The organism is Acinetobacter sp. GW821-FHT01E09 (genome assembly GCF_059422385.1).
This window is the reverse complement of the sequence record NZ_JBWKWU010000001.1, coordinates 2,528,541-2,547,617: the sequence shown is the minus strand read 5'-3', so window position 1 is coordinate 2,547,617 and position 19,077 is coordinate 2,528,541. Positions and strand designations below refer to the sequence as shown.

Genomic DNA, 19,077 nt, shown 5'->3' with positions numbered 1-19,077 from the left:
TATCCTTTTCTATGGAAGAGTATAAGTTCTATAAGTTGTAAGGTTTACTTTCACAAGAGATCTATTAAATAAAAATTAATATGCTCATAGAATTTATTCAGCAACCTCAACGGTTAGACCATAAGTAAAAATTTCACTTTCTGGCTTTTTGCTATTGTCAGGATTAGCTTCTGGATAAGAAGTCGTAATCAAATAAATTCCAGGTTTTTCAAATTTAACTTCCACTTCACCTTTTGCATTGGTTTTTACATGTGGTTGTTCACGTTGCGCACTGGTTTCATAACTACTGGCGCCTTTAAACACATCAACCTCAAGGTTTGGTACAGCTTTGCCATTGAATAAAATCTGCGCTTTTAATGATTCACCAGCAAACAATTCATTTGGATGGGTTAAAAACTTAACTTCAAATCCTTTGTTGCTGACTGCTGGGATTGGACTTGGTTTGCCTTTAGTAACAAAGCTTTCAGCAATAATATTGTTTTTAACTTCTAAAATTTGCGCGTTTGCAGGCACTTGGTCTGCTGAAACTGAACGTGGCGGTTGTGGTGGTGTTACTGGTTTTTTTTCAGCATCGGCTTTTTGTTGTTCTGGTTTAGGCGCTTGCATATTTGCATTTTGCGGACGTACAGGGCGGATACGTAACCAACGACCATCTATAAGGGCGTATTTACTACTATTCCCTAAAGCATTATCTGTACGGATACGGTAAGTCCCTTCGTTTGGAAGATCAAACTCAGCAACATTAAAGCGTTTTAATTCGGCAGCAGGGTTTATTTTTATTTGCTGACCTTTAGGATCTGTAAGGAGATAGCTGGTTTTAAAGTTAATGCTGGGAACAAAAAATTTTTCAAGGGTCAGTGAACTCTGGAAGCTTACATTTTGGGATGCGCTGGTATCAAAAACTTCAGGGAGAATAAAAGGGCTGATGGTATGTGCGGAACCAACTACGGGTAATGCAGATAGCAAGGCAATTTTGAGCCATTGATTCATTTTAAGCGTCCTGTAAACTTAAGTTAAAATATTTTACATAATGTACTTGATAACAAGTATCATTATCAATATTATTTTAACAAAATTCAGAGACTATCCGTATGTCCTCATCAAGCAGACGTTCACCCTCAACTCGTGCCGTATTTCGTCTTTCGCCTCTGGTCATGGCATTAGCACTGATATCTCCACTGCATAGTTATGCAGAAACAGTGCAGGTTTCTGCTATAAGCAATAACCATGTTGAATTGGAAAGCCATCATTTCCATCGTGATCATGTTTTGGGTACATCTTTAGATGTGGTGATTACTGGAACTTCGCAACAAGAAGCTGCGCGTGCAACAGCTGCAATCGAAAAAGAAATTTCTGATTTGAATCGAGTGTTATCTACTTGGCAAAATGACAGTGAAATTTCGCAACTCAACCAACAAAAGCATCTCACAGCATCTTCGGATTTGTATCAAGTCATCGCTGCATGTGAAGCTTGGCGTGGTAAAACCTGTGGCGCATTTGATGCGCGTTTAGGCAATTTGATTGCAATGTGGCAACAGGCCAATGGCGTGCTTGAAATTGATCAAAGTACACGTGATCAATTGCTTTCGCAGTTGCAAGACAACAGTGTTCGCTTGGATGAAAAAACAAAAAGTGTGCAAATGGATAGCTCAGTTACTTTTGCACCAGATGGCTATGCAAAAGGCTATATTATTGATCGAGCTTTAATTGCAGCACGTCAAGCGGTCCCTAATTTAAAAGGTATTTTACTGGATATCGGTGGTGACATGCGCGTTTGGGGAACCTCACCCAATCAAGCGGGTTGGAATGTTGGTGTACAAGATGCCTTTAATCACTATGACAATCTAGCACCAAGCCAAGTTTTAAACTTAAAAGACCAAGCGGTCGCATTCAGTGGTCAGGGTTATCGTAGTCTGGCGGGGCAATCTCATCTTTTAGATCCACATACCGGTTTGCCAATCCAACATGTTGAGCAATGTGTAGTTGTTGGAAAATGTGCTGCGGATGCAGATGCTTTAGCAACAGCCTTAACTGTGATGAAGCCAGCAGAAGGCATGCAACTGATCGAATCTTTGCTCGGTTATGAAGCTCAACTGACACTATCAACGGGTGAAACGCATCAAAGCACAGGTTGGAATGCGTTGGTTCAACTGCCACAGCAAGCAGATTTTCATAATGTTGCAGCAAATGCTTCAGCAAAATGGCCCGCAGGTTATCAAGCGGTGATCGATTTGGTTATTCCCAAATTGGTTGTGGAAAATTATCGCGCACCTTATATCTCGATCTGGGTGACCGACAGTGATAAAAAACTAGTGCGAACACTTGCAGCTTGGGGCAAAGACCCAAAATGGATTAATTCAAACTATGTATGGTGGCGCCGTTATGGTCGTCAAATAACGAACTTGGATGCAGTTGCTAAACCGTCACGCCAACCAGGTAATTATAAGCTGGCTTGGGATGGTAAAGATGACAATGGTAAAACTGTAGATGCAGGGCAGTATCAAATACATGTTGAAGCGTCACGTGAGCATGGTGATCATTCTTATCAAACCTTTAACTTGGACGTAAAAGCAAAAGCTTCCTCTCAAAATTTACCTGCACAAAAGGAAATCGGTGTCGTCAAACTGAATTTCCAGAAAGTGAATTAATTTGCTGACTATGCCTGTTCGGATAAGCGTTTTGATAAAAGTTTTGATGAGAATTTAATTGTGTATCAACGTCGAGATTTTTACCGCCATGCACGTTATGTGCATGGTTGGTTATCAGCTTTTGCTTTTATTGTCTTAATCTTTTTTGCTGTTACGGGATTAATTTTAAACCACCCTGAATGGTTTACCCCTGCAACAGATGAAAATACTGAAACGATTACTTTACCTGAAAATGTCCTGACTCAAATTAAAGACCAAGAGAATCCAAGCACTCAAATCGTAGATTATCTACGACAACATCATGCAGTCATTGGTCGTTATAAGAGTGGTGAAGTCATGGACAATGAAGTCATGATTCATTTGGCAAGCCCAGCAGGTTCAACAGATATTTGGGTTACTTTAGACAATGGTCAAGCTGAAATTACACTTAAACCAGCCTCTACCGTTTCATTGATCAGTGATTTGCACCGTGGAAAAAATGCGGGTAAAGCATGGACTTGGCTGATTGATATCAGTGCAATCATTATTACGATCTTATCATTGGCAGGCTATATCCTATTTTTAAGTATTAAGACTCGCTTAAAAACCCATCTTTTCTTGACGGTATTCAGCTTAGCGCTATTGATGCTTCTGGTTTGGACAGTGGTATAAAAGGTTAGAACAATGACACATGCTGTACTGACTGTACTTATATTTTTAGCAATCTTGTTTATATTTCATGGCATTTTTCTGTTGCTTTTATTGAAACCTCAATCAAAACGCAATTTAGCTCAAAATGCAGATGAATATTTGATTGTATATGCAAGTCAGTCAGGGCAGACAGAAAGTTTTGCTTTGCAAACAGCTCAGCAATTATCTGCTTCAGGTTATGTGGTTCAGTGCTTGAGTATTGAACAGGTGAGTGCTGCTTTATTTAAACGTGGCTTAAAGATTTTATGGATCGTCAGTACTTATGGCGAGGGGGATGCACCAGATTCAGCACGTCATTTTGTTAGAAATGTAATGACAAAGTCATTTGATTTAAATGACTTTGAGTATGCAGTGTTGGCTTTTGGTGATTCGCATTATGCAAATTTCTGTAATTTTGGTAAACAATTGGATTTATGGTTAACTGAAAACCATGCACAAGCTTTATTCCCCATGATTTGTGTTGATCAACTTAACCCTACAGGTCTGACGGAATGGCAAACTCAACTTGACCTAGTTTTGCCGCAATATTCAGCTCAACCTGTTCAATTGACACAACATCCATTTCATTCCGTAGTTTTATCTGAACGCCATTTATTAAATCAAGGCAGTTTAGGGCATCCAATGTATCATCTTGTGTTTACCCAAGTTGAAGCATTATGCTGGAAATCTGGTGATATTCTTGAAATTCAATGTGCCAACACAGATTCACAAATCAAGGCATTTTTAGCTCATTTTAATCTTCAAAACTCAAATGTGTTTCAGGCTGATCATCCAATAGAATTATTGCGTTTTAAGAATTTACGCTCATTTGATGCCATGCAACATTCAATGGCATTTGAGCAATGGCTGGCACAGGCAGAGGACTTACCGATTCGTGAATATTCGATTGCCAGTATTGCATCGCAAAATCAGATTGAGTTGGTGGTCAGACGAGAAGTTCATCAAACAGGTTTAGGGCTAGGTTCGGGCTATCTTACCCATGCGCTGGCTTTAGGTGAGCAAATTTCTTGTCGAGTTCGTTCAAATCCTGCATTTTATCTGGTTCAAAATGATCAACCTATTATTCTGATTGGAAATGGTTCTGGGATAGCAGGCTTGATGTCACATATTCGGCAACGCGCAGAATGGTCTTTTCAGCAAAACTGGTTAATTTATGGCGAACGTCAGTACCAAGTTGACCTTGGCTTTGCAGATCAATTGAATCTATGGCAACAACAGTCTGTACTGCCGCAAATTGATTATGCGTTTTCACGTGATACAGATAATCAGAAATATGTACAAGATTGTGTATTGGAGAAATCAGCACAACTTAAACAATGGATTGAGCAAGGTGCATCAATTTACATTTGTGGTAGTTTAAAAGGCATGGCACAAGGGGTGGAAACGGTATTGATCGATATTTTAGGTGAAAATCAGTTTGAGCAGTTGATTGAACAAAAACGTTACTTACGTGATGTATATTGATTGCGTGATGTTTCTCATTTCTATATAGATGATTAAAGTAGCGAATTAAGAATAGCCTTACGAAAGCAAACTTTATAACTTATGGAACTTATACTCTTCTATAGAAATGAATATGTATGATTGAAAAGCTTGCAATGCCACGCTATTCTCAAAAAATATTCACACCAGTATTAGATGTCTAATGTGAATATTCATGCAGATAAAATTTATATCGCAATGCCTTTATATTTAGCTGCCCAAGGTTGTGCTTGTTCTAATTGTGCTGCCAGTTGTAATAACACATCCTCACGTCCAAAAGGTGCAATAAATTGTGAACCTAAGGGCAGATTATCTTTATTCCAATATAAAGGTACTGACATGGCAGGTAAGCCCGTGATATTGGCCAATTGGGTAAATGGAACCCATTGCAAATTATTTTTAATCATTTGCTCAACCAGCTTACCTTTTGCCAGTAAGTGGGCTTGATCGACTTTGAGCAAGGCTTTTAAAATCGGAACCTGCCAAGATGGTGTTTTTACCTCACCATTTTTAGGTGCAACTGAGGCTGTAGACGGAATCAGAAATAAGTCATAACGCTCAAAGAAATGGTTCATTTTTGCAACATAAACACCCCAGTTATTGAGGTTGTTAATATAGTCCACAGCAGAAGCTTTGGCGCCAAATGCGGCAATTGCTAAAGTATCTAATTCAAAATCCTGATCTGTTGCACCAAATCGCTGTTTGACTTGATTGACTGTATAAGCGCATTGACTAAACCATGTGGTAATAAAGTCTTTGGCAAGCGCCATACCGTCAATTTGAGGGGTTGCCTCTTCAACAATATGTCCTAAAGATTCTAAAAGTTTGGCGGTTTTTTGAATGGCTTGTACTGCATCTTTTGAAACTTTGGTTCCAATCGGGGAAACAGTGGAAAAACCAATTCGCAAACGTTTTGGGGCTTTTTCAATAATGTCCAAGTAGCGTTCAGTCGGGCTTTGGATATTGAAAAGTGCAGTACGATCTGAGCCTTGAGTGGCATCTAACATAGCGGCACTGTCACGGACTGATTTGCACAATACATGTTGCATCGCAGCCCCATGCATTGCTTCACTGATTTCAGGTCCCCAAGGTGTACGTCCACGACTTGGCTTTAAACCAAATAGGCCACAATATGAGGCTGGAATTCGAATAGAACCGCCTCCATCACTTGCACCTGCAATTGGTACGATACCCGCTGCAACACCAGAAGCAGAACCTCCAGAAGAGCCGCCACTATTGTGTTTTAAATTCCACGGATTTTTGCAACTGCCCCAAGCTTCAGGTTCAGTGATACCTTTAATGCCAAACTCTGGCGAATTGGTTAAACCAAAAGTAACCACGCCCGATTTTACCCAGCGATTGACGATTTCTGAATTCTCTTTGGCAATATATTTGGCATTTTTAAACGCTTTGGAACCAGATGAGGTTGCGACCCCCGCATATTCTTGATGTAGGTCTTTGAGCAAAAATGGTACACCTGAAAAGGGGCCATTCGCATAGTTTTGGGTATTTTTTAATGCCTGTTCATAAATCGGAATAACGATCGCATTAATTTTAGGATTTACCTGTTCAGCACGTTGAATTGCGATTTCTAATAATTCATGTGCTTGTACTTCTTTGTTTTGAACAAGCTGTGCTAAACCGATACCATCATATTGAATATATTCTGAAAATTTCATAGCTTTCCCTTGCTGTTTTGAGTTATTGGGCAAATATCTTTTGGTTTTGTTCGATCGTGGTTTCTAAACAAAGTTGATTTCTACCTTTTTCCTTGGCTAAATACAAAGCATCATCAGCCCGTTTGATCAGCTGCTGAAAAGGTATACAATAGGGTAAAGTCTGATAACTTAAGCCAATACTGACGCTGATATTTAAGCTCCGCTGATCATCTAAATGAATCGGGGTATTGAAAACGCTATTACAAATTCTTTGTGCAATGGCAACACTTTGTTCTAAAGATAGATCTTTTAATAATATAGCAAACTCTTCGCCACCTAAGCGACCAAATAGATCATTCGTGCGAATTTGTGCTTTGACTTGATGGGTAAACTCTTGCAAAACATAATCGCCAATCACATGGCCATATTGATCATTAATTTTTTTAAAATGATCTAAATCTAAAACCAAAATCGTGACACTGTGTGCTTGTTGCTTTTCAACATCCTCAGCAATGGTACGTTCACTTTCTTCATAGAAATAACGACGATTGAGTGTGGTGGTGAGACCATCATGATTGGCTAAATATAAGATTTGGTGATAAAGCTTTTGGCGATTTAAACTGATAATAGCAAGGGTTAAAGGCCCTAAAGCCAACATCATTAAACCGATGCGTACAGACAGTGTGGTGCCCAAATAGGCATCTGGAGACTGAGCAATATAATATGCAGTCAATGCATTATAGAGCAGCATACATACTATACAGTTAATGATAGAGACAAAGAATAGGTTATAGCTTAGTGCAGCCCAGACCAATGCTGCAATGGGGAACATGATTGCACCTGGACCCAGAAAAAAATGAGTCAGAATGACGGATAAAATCACGCCCAATAGTGGAAGAAATTTTTCGTATTGAAAAGGCTGTTGTTTAAATTGTTGGATATGGCTTTGAATGGTTTTTTTATCTGGGATTGCCAATATAATCGGTAAAAAGGCAATGACATTGAGGATTTCTCCCGTCCACCACATACCAAAATCAATCCAGATTCTATCCATAACCATAAAGGTGTTTGGTAAATAAGGGACCGTTAAACTTGCGACGATTGGTGAAGCTAAACAACCGCCAAAGGCACTGATTGCAAATAAGTATAAAAATGTTAAGCCTTTATTATATTGTTTATAATCCAGTTTAAAAAATCGAATCAGTCCTAATGTGACCAAGGCATGAGATAGATTGGCTAAAGTCAGAAAGAAGGTGATTAAAAAAGAGTTTCCCGTAATCAGATCTGCAAGCATAAAGGCAGTAAATGCGCCAATCCACCCACCTATATTTTTTAAGCGATGAAACCTTAAAAAAAGTCCAAGTAAAACAGCATTTGCGGGCCAAAAAATGGCAAGAAAGGATAAGGGTCTACCAAATATTCCAGCCAATGCGCAGACAAAAATAATCATTGCAATAATAAAAAATGCAGAGATGTTGTCTTTAAGTGCTTGACTTAAATATGCGATAGCTCGAGGCAATTTGCGAACCTATTCTAAAGAGGGATTAATCTCTAAGCCAATATTTTATCTGGCTCTGCTCAGGTATTAATAAGTAATCATATCTATTTATATCGATAAATCAATAGTTTTAGTTACCTTAATTCGAGCCTGTCACAAAAATATTTTTGCTTAGAATAAACAATAAAGATTGTTCATATATGGTTAATTTTACATGTTTTATTCTAAATCTATGCTAATTTATGTCTGATGAAATATTACATACAGACTTGGTATGAAAAAAACAGCACTTATAATTTCTTTATTGCTTAGCCTTTCACCTTACGTTAGCGCTGAAACAGTTCAACCTCAAGCAACCAATCCTGCGACTGTGGCTGCAACCAATACCACAAGTACAATTCGTATAAATACTCGCCCTGAAATTTTAGGCTTATGGGGCATGGAAATTCCAGAAAATAAGAAATGTACAGAATATTATAATTTCCGTGGCTCTAATGAAGTGGTGGTGAATAGTGCCAAAGAGTGGTCAATCGGTCTGTTTGATTATCAGCCTTCACCCGATAATACACTGGAAAAGCCACCCGCATTAATCATGCAAATTCGCTATGAAAATAATGAAACAGATTGTTCGGGGCGTAAAGAAGATCAGTCTGGTGAAGTTACCCAATATTTTGTAAAGTGGATTAATAAGAACACCTTGAATTTTTGTATTTCTGACAAAGGCGATCAGTGCTTTGCTACTTTACGCAGAGTCTTGCCTTAAGTTGATTTAAAGCATCGATGCTTGTCTAAATAATCAAGAATTTGCTTTAAAATAAAAAACCTCTGATTTTACAGAGGTTTTTTATTGGTTTTTTTACTGGATTAGAGGATGCAGATTAAGCATCTTTTTCATGTCCTTGAACTTGTTTTAACAAGTGTTTTTCAAGGTAGTGAATATCCATTGCTTGTGAACAGAAGTTTTTGTCTTCAAGGATCAGATCTTTATGTAAAGGAATATTGGTTTTAATTCCAGTTAAGATCATCTCATCTAAGGCTTGTTTCATACGGGCAATCGCAGTTTCACGATCTTTACCATAAGAAATCAACTTTGCGATCATTGAGTCATAATACGGAGGAATGCTATATCCTTGATAGATATGAGAATCTAAACGGATACCTGCACCGCCTGGCGCATAGAATGATTCAATTTTACCTGGTGATGGTAAGAAGGTCGACGGATCTTCTGCATTGATACGGCACTCAATCGCATGACCTTCGATTTTAATATCTTCTTGTTGAAGATTTAAACCTAGACCCGCAGCGATACGTAATTGCTGTTCAATAATATCTACACCAGTCACTTGTTCAGTGACTGGATGCTCAACTTGAACACGGGTATTCATCTCGATAAAGAAGAATTCACCATCTTCAAATAAGAACTCAAAAGTACCAGCACCACGGTATTGCATCAACTTACATGCATTGACACAAGCTTCAAGAATATGCGCACGCGCTTCTTCTGGTAAACCCGGTGCAGGTGCTTCTTCAAGTACTTTTTGATGGCGACGTTGTAAAGAGCAGTCACGGTCATATAAATGAATCGCTTGACCATTACCATCTGCTAAAACTTGTACTTCAACATGACGTGGTTTTTGCAGGAAACGTTCCATATAAACCGTATCATCACCGAACCACATTTCAGCATCACGTTGTGCAGCTTGAACCGATTCAAGTAATGTATCGACACGTTCAACAATACGCATTCCGCGACCACCACCGCCTGAAGCAGCTTTTACAATCAGCGGGAAACCAATTTCTTTGGCTTCAGCCAACGCATTGTTGGGTGTCACTGCATGTGCTGAACCAGGAACAGTTGGTACACCTGCTTTACGCATCGCCGTAATTGCAGAAACTTTATTTCCCATTAGACGAATATGTTCAGGACGCGGTCCAATGAAAATAAAGCCTGAGTTTTCTACAATTTCTGCAAATTCAGCATTTTCAGATAAGAAACCATAACCGGGATGGATGGCATCTGCGCCTGTAATTTCTGCTGCGGTAATAATGGCAGGAATGTTTAAATAGCTTTCGCTACTCGCACCTGGACCTATACATACTGCTTCATCACAAAAACGTAAATGCATCAAATCTTTATCAGCATCTGAATAAATGCCGACAGTTTTGATTCCTAAAGTTTTGCAAGCTCGAGTGATGCGTAATGCAATCTCACCTCGGTTTGCAATTAAAACTTTTTGCAACATATCAACCCCCGAGGTATTACGCGCGGTAGCGGAATAAAGGTTGACCGAACTGGATTACATCACCATTTTTTACTAAAATTTCTTCAACTACACCACTTTGAGTTGCTTCAATCGGGTTCATAATTTTCATTGCTTCGATGATCCCGAGGGTTTCACCTGCAGAAACAGTTTGACCTACATTTACAAAGGGTGCTTCACCAGGACTTGGTGCTGAATAGAACACACCAACCATTGGAGACGTTTCTACTGCACCACGAGAGGCAGCTTTAACTACAGGCGCTTCAGCGGTTGGGAGGGCAATAGGTGCTACACCAGCAGCAACCACAGGATTACGGCGAGTTAAAGCAATCGATTGATCGCCTTCTTTCACTTCAATTGCTTGAAGATCAGATTCGATCATCAAATCGATGAGCTTTTTAATTTTGCGAATATCCATGGGTTCGTATTCCTAAATTATGATTGGGTTGAAGATTTAAGTTTTTCGATGGCGAAATCAAGTGCAAAAGAATAGCCTTTGGCACCTAAACCACAAATGACGCCAACGGCTTTATCTGATAAATAAGAATGATGTCTAAATGCTTCACGTGCATGAACATTAGAAAGATGTACTTCAATAAATGGAATCGCAACGCCAAGTAGGGCATCACGTATAGCGACTGAGGTATGGGTCAGCGCGGCAGGATTAATAATGATAAATTTTATGCCGTCTTGTTGTGCTTGGTGAATACGATCGACCACAGCACCTTCCCAGTTGCTTTGAAAAGTATCTAAACTTATATTGGCTTGATGTGCTTGGAGACTCAATTGTTGGTTAATGTCATCCAATGTGAGGTGACCATAGACCTCAGGTTCGCGCTTTCCTAGCAAGTTTAAGTTTGGTCCGTGAATGACCAAAATGGTCGAACTCATTGAGAGTGCTCCAATTCAAAAGTCGCAAAAAAAATTGCAAGATGTCTGCAAAGTTTGCATATTATGGCATATTTTTCCACAAATACTTTATATTTTCTTTGAATCGTCGCGGAAACGCAGTGCCTTGTATGGGCTATATAATGTTAATTTTGTCTGTAAATGGCAATGTTAAAATATGACATTTTTAGCAGATGTTTTACAGAGACTTTATTTTAAACTGAGTGACCAAAACTATTCATTTGATTTGTGTAACAGCCATATGGCTATCGTCAATAGATAAGATCTCACTACAACGTGTTGTATAGCTTGGAGACCGATTTTGCTGGCGCATTTTCCATGTTTCTTGATTGGAATGATAACCCACTTGTATACAGTCTGAACCAAAGCGTTGTTTCATGCTTGAGAGCGTATCCATAAGCTGATCACGTTGCTGAATAAAGTCTACAGGATGCCATAAGTCATTGATGTGCTGGCTTTTGCTATGCAGTGCTGAGAACATCACAGCAACTTTTACATACTTTAAATTTTCTTTAAATAAAACATCAATTTGCTGTAATGCTGACTTGGTTAAAATCATCAAATCGTCTGTTGCATACATTAAGCCAATGACACTGCTTTGTGCCTTTTTATAGGGCGCCTGTGCAACTTTTTCATATAAGGAAACATGCACAACAGCACACAGCTGTCGTTGCTTGCTCAGTCGTTGATGTGCACGATTGACATGGAAAATAATGGCTTGTTTGATAATCTCAACATTGTTTAGAGCAGATGCAAAACTGCGTGAGGAAAGGATGCGTTTGGAGGGAATGTCTGCATCGTCCAAAGCAATGCAGGATTGACCTTTTAGCTCACGAATGGTGCGTCCAATGACCACTGAAAACTCGCGTGCAAGGTAATGTTCATTGGCAAAAGTTAAGTCATAGCAATTATAAATATTATAAGCTTGTAAGCGTTTGCTGGTTTTACGTCCAACACACCAGACTTCTGCAACACTGGTTTCAAGCATTAGGCCTTCAAAACTGCATAAATCTAAACCAGTCAGGTCACAGACGCTATCAAAGCCTCTACGTTTCTTGGCAAAATTGTTGGCAAGCTTGGCTTGGGTTTTACTATAGCCAATACCAATGCAACAGGGCAGACCAAGCCATTTTTGAATGGTTTTGATGAGTTTTCTACAATAATCCTCTAGATCGAATAAGTCTTGGTAAGAGCTGAGATTGATAAAACATTCATCAATAGAGTAGGCTTCCAAATCCTCATCTTTAAAAAAAATCTTTAAAATTTTAAAAAAACGATCTGAGAAATCACCATATAAAGCATAGTTACTTGAAAAGGCGAGCACGCCAGCTTTTTTAGCTTGTTGCTCAACTTCATGCCAAGGGATTGCCATATCTATGTTTAACGCCTTGGCTTCATTGCTTCGTGAAACGACACAACCATCATTATTGCTTAACACGACAACTGGCTTATTATTTAAACTGGGGTTAAATACGCGTTCGCAACTGACATAACAATTGTTAATGTCGATCAAAGCAAAAATTTGTTCGCTCATGGGCTGTCTTGAAAAAGTTACAAATTCAAGTGAAATATTAAAAGATGTTTAAAATAAATTCAAATCAAATCTAGTGTGGATTTGTTCATCCTTTGGGCTGGATGATTAAATAATCGGTGTGGTGAAATGCAAAACTGACTAAGCACTGTTGAGCTTCGTAGTGGTTTAAGTAATTTAGGTAAAAAGGGCAAATAGAGAAGTGGTTCTTTTAAAAGGTATATCTTAAATTGCAGCTTACAATGTCGAAAAATGAAACATCTCAATCCTTGTATAGAAAACTGAGAGGGCTAAATTAACAGTTGTCGTCGATTTGTACGGCATATCCCAATATTGAAAAGGATGGATATGAAAATGGCTAATCAACAACATAGTTCTCAACAAAATCAGCAACAAAATCAGCAACAAAACCAGCAAAATGACCAACAAGGTCAACCCAATCAATCTAATCAGCAGCAGAAGCAACACAGTCAGCAAGATCAACAATCAAATCAACAAAACCAGCAAAAGCAACAATCTAACCAACAGGCTCAACAAAATCAGCAAAGCCAACACAAGCCTCAGCAAAAATAGGGCTTTGAACTCATCTTAATCGTAGCTTCTAAATGACAAAACGCCTCAACTTAGGCGTTTTGTCATTTTAGCTATTTTGATTTTTAGCTTACGTTGCCGGTCACTTGAATCGTTTCTTGCTTTGATCAAGGATTTTGTGGAGACCTTCATTTATATTTATACATTGATTAAATTGGGCAAAATTGTGTATTTCAGTGTTTAGTGCGCTAAAGAAATGTGCTGGGTCTGTAATAGTATGATTGAGATGCTGTGGTTCAAGATGTAGGCTGATGACTTCAAATTGATTTTTTGCCCGATGTGCTTTGCAATCTATGCGCCCCACAATTTGATCCCCATATAAAATAGGTAAACAAAAATAACCAAATACACGTTTAGGTGGAGTCACATAACATTCCAACCGATAATCAAATTTAAACAGGGTATTTAAACGTTCACGATGTATCACCAGATTATCAAAAGGAGAGAGAATTTTGACTTTTAATTCAATATTGGGGATCTGTTCTAAGGCATCGGTTTGGATATAAAGATTTTGACTCTCTTTGTCACTACTGCCTAATTGAGCTAAAGTGGTGATCACACCCGCATCTAATTGTTCATTGACAATGTCACGCATTGCCTCACGAATCTTTTGCCCAACTTTTAAATGCAACAATTGCTTCCATGCAAACACGCCATGTGCACGTAGCGTAGTATTGAACAAATAGCGGGCATATTCCTCTAGTGTAGGAACACTCAGATCAAGATGGCTTGGAATACAATATTCGGTCAGTTGATAGACTTTTTCCATACCATTACGTTCAGAAATCATCAAATCGCCTTGCATAAACAATTGCTCAATAGAACGACGCGCTAAACTTGAGTTCCACCAGCCCCCCGAATTTTGCTTATTGCCTTGTTCAATATTGCGTAATCGAATACTGCCTTCAGCTTTCGCTCGAGCTAGAATCTCATTCATAAAAGCTTGATCACCGCGATTAAAATAACGATGCTCACCATTTCTAATCAATGTCATATGAGGAAGTGCATAGCGATAATCTTGCATTGGTAAATAAGATGCTGCATGAAACCAATATTCAAAAATATGCTGCTGTTTGACCAGTTGATTTAAGTGGCTTTGCTGATAATCTGGAACACGGCTCCATAAGATATGGTGGTGGGCACGTTCTACCACTGAAATTGTATCAATCTGAACATAGCCAAGATGTTCAATCGCATGACGCGTTCCAGATAATCCTGTACCAAAGGAAGCAGGTGAAATTAGGCCTTGATGAGAGAGTGCCAGACGTCTTAATGATTCAATCATAACAATTATTTTTTTAACCTATTTTTAGTGAGTCTTGGTTGCCATGTGGGTATCACAAATGAAGCTTGAAGATGAGTAGCACAAACAAAGGCTATGACGTTCAATGATCATTTTAATTTTTTAAGAATACAAGTAACGACACCCCAAATCATAATTTGTTCTTCACTATGTGGGTGAATATCTGGAAAATCAGGATTTTCTGCTTTGAGCCAAATATCATAAATTCCTGTAGATACTTTAACTTGCATAAAGCGTTTGACTGTAAATTCATTGTTGATTAATGCCAAAACAACATCGCCGTGTTCAGCTTCTAGGCTACGGTCAATTAAAATTTCATCTCCAATTTCAATACCTGCATTTTTCATTGATAAGGAGTTAACTTTTAACATAAAGGTTGCAATAGGGTTATGAATTAAGTGTTCATTTAAATCAATTTTCTTTTCAGTATAGTCTTGAGCGGGTGATGGAAAACCTGCTGCAACGGTTTCCAAAGGATAGGGAATACAGATGTTGCTACGAAATTCAATTGTACGTAAATCTTGCTTTGAGATAGGCTCAATAATAGAAATAAGAGAATTGATTGTCTTAAAATTTTCTCTTACAGAGCGATCACTTAACTTCGATGGCGGAGTCAAATTTGGCGGCATCACGATTCACCTTGAAAATGTAACATAATCAAGTTTAACAAAATAAACGCGTGATGCAAGATTCTTTTGGTGAATTGATTGTGATTGTTAAACTGTCAGCTTACAATTTGACAAAATCCAATCGTTCGGAAATGTACATGTTGCAAGATTTTGTAGAAGAACAGAAATTAGTGTGTGAAGAATTTGACTCTCGATATATCAAAGTCAATGAAACGGATCTCGTGGCTATCGCTAAGCAAACCTTAAGTAAAGAACCGATCGTGGGTTTACGTAAACAGCCAGATGCTGAAAACGTGTCATGGTTTATTTATGGGGGTGAGTTGCAAGAGGGTGAAGATTTTTTTGATGTGATCAGTGTAAAAGAGCTTGAAGAGGTTTTTCCTGATGCGATCCCTTATCTGGCTTTGGAACAAGGCTTTAGATTTATGATAGATGCTGATGAATACGAAGATGTATGGAAAGCAGATATTTTATAAATAAAAGGTTTGCTCAAGCATGATCTATAGATTTATTTTGACCCTCTGCAGTATTGTTCTGAGTAGTGGATTGAGTACGCAAAGTTTTGCTGAATCATCCACGCAAAAACTCACCCAAGAACAGTATGACCAACGTATTCAAACCTATACTGATCAAGTCAATGCAACTAAACATATCTTGGATGAAGCGCATAGCACGATCACTGCGATTGAACAGCATCAAGCATTTTGTTCACGTTTAGATGCTTATCAAGCGATTGCTAGGATTTCGAAAGAAAATTTAGAACTTGATACGGCCAATATGATGTTGGTGATCGCCAATAATTTTTTAGATCGACAAAAGCAAAGTATTGAGCAGTCAGGAATGACGCTTGAGCGATTTTGTTCGATTAAGAAATAAACAAAATGTCATTTAAGCCTTATTTTAGTCAGAAAATGATATTTAATTGGCTGAAAATGATAAGTTGTTTTTAAAAAAATGATCAATAATAGACGCATTAAAGCAGTACAAGATTTGATTTTCCCTGGTCTGTATTTTGTATGGCTTTAAGCGTCAATCGTATGATTGACGCACCCTAAACTCGCTTAATTGCGAGTTTTTTAATGCATTTTTTTATGGATTTTATTTACCTTAATACCGTAAAAAAGATAGTAATCCGATTAAAAAGAAAAATAACCAATCAAAAAGAAACAGACAAATCAACAAAAGTTCGCTTTTGCGCAGAATTTGAAAAAGAAGAAAAGGGCAATTCAAGATCACACATAAGACCAAACAGGTTGAAGCACTTGAACAAAATCCGAAAATTTTGCTATATACTACAATCATATAAATAAAGTGAGTTATTCATTTTATTGATGATTTTTTATTTTATGCAAGAAGCATTGCCACAATATTTTTATTTTGGGCAGATGTTGTTACTGTAAGATTTTTATCATGAGCAGTATAAATTTTTTATTATTATTTTGTAGTTAAGAGAATATGGATTTACATGTATTCATTCATCAGTTAAAGCGTGAGGTTGTTGCTGTATATGTATTGAATAAATTCTTTAATTAATCTCTCTATAAATTTTTATTTAAAGGATTTTTATGAAACCGATTCGTCTATCGCCATCTCTGACTTTAGCTTTGTTACAAGCGCGAGAAGCTACAATGATGCATTTTAGACCGATTTTAAATGAAATGGGTTTGACTGAGCAGCAATGGCGTGTGATTTCTGTACTTTATCAATATGATGAACTTGAAAATAACCACTTGGCTGATTTGGCATGCATTTTAAGACCCAGTCTAACGGGGATTTTAAATCGTATGCTTGATCAAAATCTGATTAAGAAACGAAAAGATCTACATGATCAACGGGTGAGTTTGATTCAGCTGAGCGATGAAGGTAAAAGATACTTTGAGACGCAAGCGGTGAAAATGGAAGAAAGCTATACAGATATTCAAACACAATATGGTGCAGAGAAAATCCAGCAGCTTATGGAATTGTTAAACGATCTCTCAAAAATAAAACCACGATAAACTTTAAATCATTAAATATTAAGGGGCAACATCCATGTCGCCATGTCGCCATGTCGCCATGTCGCCATGTCGCCATGTCGCCATGCGATAGCTATAGCTTGTATGATTAAATAAGTGGTTTGATATAGTTTAGGGATTAAAGTAAAACTGTATGTCACTCAATTCATTTTAAATATGCAAAACACCCTAATCAAAAATGAGTGGGTTTTAATCACTCATTTTTATCATTGTTTAATCAAATAACTTTTTAATGTCTTTCGGTGCGCCTTGCTGGCTTTGAATTTCACCTTTTGCATCTTTCCATACCATTGCAGGAGTAGCATAAAAACCGTATTTATCCATCAGTTTGGTATTTTCATCTAACTTTTCAGATAACGCCTTAGGAATGCTTTTCATTTCCACCAGTTTATTCTTACCGTTGCTTAAATTGTATTGTTTGAAAATTTCTGCAGGATTGGCATTGTTTAAAATCGTTGCGGCTTGTCCTTTGCTGCTTGGGCGAATGACCCCAACCATAATATGACGTAATTGAACTTTTCCTGAATCTACAAAGGGACGTGCTTGTTGCCAGAAGGTATGGCAGTAGGGGCAGTTTGGGTCATTAAACACATAAACGACTTTTGGTGCATTGCGATCGCCGTCTTGAATCCAAGTTGATTTTTCTAGGCTTTTCCAAATTTCATCTAATACGGCACCTTTAACATGGGTGTTAATTGCTTCTTCGGTTAAATTTTTTCCTGAAGCATTAAATAGGTCACCAACGATATAGTGCTTTTGATCTTTTGAAATAAAGATTGTCGATGGATATTCATCTTTATAGCCCGTCCAACCTTCTAAACCCTCGGGTGCATCTATTTGCTTAACAAAGTTATAACCTTCTTTTTCCAATTTATTTTTAAGGAAATTTGCATCAGCAGCAAACAAAGAGCCACTTAACACCAAACCAAGCGAATAAATACCGAGTGTTTTTAAATCAATCATCAAGATGACTCCTTAGGTTAAAAGCAATAATTCTTTAATCAATGCCAATGAAATAGATTATTCCGAAACTATTCTTTGAACTTTTTGGTGAAGTGCAGCATGGGTAAGTTCCCCCATATGTGTATCGATTAATTTGCCTTGTGCATTAAAAAATAAGGTGCTGGGTAAGCCAAACATTCCCATTTTTTGTGCCGTTACACCGTCAAAGTCCAGTAGAACCCAATGCAAATTAAGTTTGTGTTGTTGCAAATACGTTTGCACCGTTTTGGCATCTTCATTTTGATTAATAAAGACAAATTGCACATTGGGATAGCGTTGTTGAGCATCATTTAACACAGGCATTTCACGTCTGCATGGTGGACACCAACTGGCCCAAAGATTAATTACGGTGGGTTTGCCGAGGAATTGAGTCAACTCAACATGCTCTTGTTGAAGATTCACTAAATTGACTTGAGGAAATTGTTGGTATTGCAGTTGTACCTGTTGATAGAAATATTGACCTGAAATGAAAAACAGAGCAAAAGCTGCAAAGCATAGTGCAATAAAGCTTTTCTTTAGAGATCGATTTTTCCAAACCATCCATAGCCCAGCACAAGCAATTCCCACATAAAGATGAAAACCTTTATCTTGAATCTTCAATATTTCAATCGGATGCTCTAAATAAACATCTAAATTGAGTAAGACAAAGCCAAGTCGTGCAGATAACAAGCCGACCAAGAATGCAGACCAAATCGAGTCTTTAAATGCAGCCCATTGTAAATTTGAAACAGCAAAATATTGAAAGCTAAACTTTCCAATTACCACACTCATCAGTATCGCAAGCATGAGGATGGTTAATCCCCATGGCAACATAATCGGTCCTAAATGAATTGCTTGTGCAGTGATCATGGAGAGTGTGC

The 19,077-nt window shown here is 38.0% G+C and carries 19 protein-coding genes; 8 read left to right on the top strand and 11 right to left on the bottom strand.

Annotation, left to right across the window (positions count from 1 at the left end; translation table 11 throughout):
* Positions 1 to 93 precede the first annotated feature (93 nt).
* On the bottom strand, positions 94 to 990 hold the full coding sequence (locus AC07U8_RS11685) for a DUF4198 domain-containing protein (RefSeq protein WP_494737917.1): 897 nt from the start codon (positions 988 to 990) through the stop codon (positions 94 to 96).
* Positions 991 to 1,091: 101 nt separating this feature from the next.
* On the opposite strand from AC07U8_RS11685, the gene AC07U8_RS11680 reads away from it, so the two are divergent.
* The 3 genes from AC07U8_RS11680 to AC07U8_RS11670 are packed head-to-tail and all read left to right on the top strand — an operon-like array spanning position 1,092 to position 4,802.
* Positions 1,092 to 2,648, top strand: coding sequence for a DUF2271 domain-containing protein (locus AC07U8_RS11680; RefSeq protein WP_494737916.1), 1,557 nt, complete (start codon positions 1,092 to 1,094; stop codon positions 2,646 to 2,648).
* Between the two features lie 60 nt (positions 2,649 to 2,708).
* Complete coding sequence (locus AC07U8_RS11675) at positions 2,709 to 3,299, top strand: PepSY-associated TM helix domain-containing protein (RefSeq protein WP_151802376.1); 591 nt, start codon at positions 2,709 to 2,711, stop codon at positions 3,297 to 3,299.
* A 12-nt stretch (positions 3,300 to 3,311) separates the two neighbouring features.
* Complete coding sequence (locus AC07U8_RS11670; RefSeq protein ID WP_494737915.1) at positions 3,312 to 4,802, top strand: sulfite reductase subunit alpha; 1,491 nt, start codon at positions 3,312 to 3,314, stop codon at positions 4,800 to 4,802.
* A 206-nt stretch (positions 4,803 to 5,008) separates the two neighbouring features.
* Here the strand turns inward: AC07U8_RS11670 and AC07U8_RS11665 are convergent, their stop codons facing one another.
* Both AC07U8_RS11665 and AC07U8_RS11660 read right to left on the bottom strand, forming a co-directional pair.
* Positions 5,009 to 6,499 carry an amidase gene (locus tag AC07U8_RS11665; protein ID WP_315077496.1) on the bottom strand — a complete coding sequence of 497 codons (1,491 nt, stop codon included), beginning with the start codon at positions 6,497 to 6,499 and terminating at the stop codon, positions 5,009 to 5,011.
* A 22-nt stretch (positions 6,500 to 6,521) separates the two neighbouring features.
* Complete coding sequence (locus AC07U8_RS11660) at positions 6,522 to 7,997, bottom strand: GGDEF domain-containing protein (RefSeq protein WP_315077499.1); 1,476 nt, start codon at positions 7,995 to 7,997, stop codon at positions 6,522 to 6,524.
* A 253-nt stretch (positions 7,998 to 8,250) separates the two neighbouring features.
* On the opposite strand from AC07U8_RS11660, the gene AC07U8_RS11655 reads away from it, so the two are divergent.
* On the top strand, positions 8,251 to 8,739 hold the full coding sequence (locus AC07U8_RS11655) for a hypothetical protein (protein ID WP_004719787.1): 489 nt from the start codon (positions 8,251 to 8,253) through the stop codon (positions 8,737 to 8,739).
* 115 nt (positions 8,740 to 8,854) lie between these two features.
* Here AC07U8_RS11655 and accC read toward each other — a convergent pair whose 3' ends face one another.
* The 4 genes from accC to AC07U8_RS11635 all read right to left on the bottom strand — a co-directional run bounded on the left by accC (position 8,855) and on the right by AC07U8_RS11635 (position 12,680).
* Positions 8,855 to 10,219 (bottom strand): acetyl-CoA carboxylase biotin carboxylase subunit, encoded by a 1,365-nt coding sequence (gene accC / locus AC07U8_RS11650; protein ID WP_004719789.1) that lies wholly within the window; start codon positions 10,217 to 10,219, stop codon positions 8,855 to 8,857.
* A gap of 16 nt (positions 10,220 to 10,235) precedes the next feature.
* On the bottom strand, positions 10,236 to 10,655 hold the full coding sequence (locus AC07U8_RS11645; RefSeq protein WP_004719790.1) for an acetyl-CoA carboxylase biotin carboxyl carrier protein: 420 nt from the start codon (positions 10,653 to 10,655) through the stop codon (positions 10,236 to 10,238).
* Between the two features lie 17 nt (positions 10,656 to 10,672).
* Positions 10,673 to 11,128 carry a type II 3-dehydroquinate dehydratase gene (gene aroQ / locus AC07U8_RS11640; RefSeq protein WP_494737914.1) on the bottom strand — a complete coding sequence of 152 codons (456 nt, stop codon included), beginning with the start codon at positions 11,126 to 11,128 and terminating at the stop codon, positions 10,673 to 10,675.
* A 235-nt stretch (positions 11,129 to 11,363) separates the two neighbouring features.
* Positions 11,364 to 12,680 carry a Y-family DNA polymerase gene (locus tag AC07U8_RS11635; RefSeq protein ID WP_494737913.1) on the bottom strand — a complete coding sequence of 439 codons (1,317 nt, stop codon included), beginning with the start codon at positions 12,678 to 12,680 and terminating at the stop codon, positions 11,364 to 11,366.
* 351 nt (positions 12,681 to 13,031) lie between these two features.
* Between AC07U8_RS11635 and AC07U8_RS11630 the strand changes: the two genes are divergently transcribed.
* Positions 13,032 to 13,250: a hypothetical protein gene (locus AC07U8_RS11630; RefSeq protein WP_244012782.1), complete on the top strand. Its 219-nt coding sequence runs from the start codon at positions 13,032 to 13,034 to the stop codon at positions 13,248 to 13,250.
* 100 nt (positions 13,251 to 13,350) lie between these two features.
* Here AC07U8_RS11630 and AC07U8_RS11625 read toward each other — a convergent pair whose 3' ends face one another.
* Both AC07U8_RS11625 and AC07U8_RS11620 read right to left on the bottom strand, forming a co-directional pair.
* Positions 13,351 to 14,553, bottom strand: coding sequence for a winged helix-turn-helix domain-containing protein (locus tag AC07U8_RS11625; RefSeq protein WP_151802383.1), 1,203 nt, complete (start codon positions 14,551 to 14,553; stop codon positions 13,351 to 13,353).
* 107 nt (positions 14,554 to 14,660) lie between these two features.
* Positions 14,661 to 15,200: a LexA family protein gene (locus tag AC07U8_RS11620; RefSeq protein WP_151802384.1), complete on the bottom strand. Its 540-nt coding sequence runs from the start codon at positions 15,198 to 15,200 to the stop codon at positions 14,661 to 14,663.
* A 137-nt stretch (positions 15,201 to 15,337) separates the two neighbouring features.
* Between AC07U8_RS11620 and AC07U8_RS11615 the strand changes: the two genes are divergently transcribed.
* The 3 genes from AC07U8_RS11615 to hpaR all read left to right on the top strand — a co-directional run bounded on the left by AC07U8_RS11615 (position 15,338) and on the right by hpaR (position 17,197).
* A complete protein-coding gene (locus AC07U8_RS11615; protein WP_151802385.1) occupies positions 15,338 to 15,676 on the top strand; it encodes an immunity protein Imm33 domain-containing protein in 339 nt (112 codons plus the stop codon).
* Between the two features lie 19 nt (positions 15,677 to 15,695).
* Positions 15,696 to 16,076 (top strand): hypothetical protein, encoded by a 381-nt coding sequence (locus tag AC07U8_RS11610; RefSeq protein ID WP_004821964.1) that lies wholly within the window; start codon positions 15,696 to 15,698, stop codon positions 16,074 to 16,076.
* A 689-nt stretch (positions 16,077 to 16,765) separates the two neighbouring features.
* The gene (hpaR, locus tag AC07U8_RS11605; protein ID WP_096734289.1) at positions 16,766 to 17,197 is read left to right on the top strand and encodes a homoprotocatechuate degradation operon regulator HpaR; all 432 of its coding nucleotides are present in this window, start codon (positions 16,766 to 16,768) and stop codon (positions 17,195 to 17,197) included.
* A 231-nt stretch (positions 17,198 to 17,428) separates the two neighbouring features.
* Here the strand turns inward: hpaR and dsbG are convergent, their stop codons facing one another.
* Positions 17,429 to 18,178: a thiol:disulfide interchange protein DsbG gene (gene dsbG, locus AC07U8_RS11600; protein WP_004821961.1), complete on the bottom strand. Its 750-nt coding sequence runs from the start codon at positions 18,176 to 18,178 to the stop codon at positions 17,429 to 17,431.
* 57 nt (positions 18,179 to 18,235) lie between these two features.
* Positions 18,236 to 19,066: a TlpA disulfide reductase family protein gene (locus AC07U8_RS11595; RefSeq protein ID WP_151803427.1), complete on the bottom strand. Its 831-nt coding sequence runs from the start codon at positions 19,064 to 19,066 to the stop codon at positions 18,236 to 18,238.
* Positions 19,067 to 19,077 lie beyond the last annotated feature (11 nt).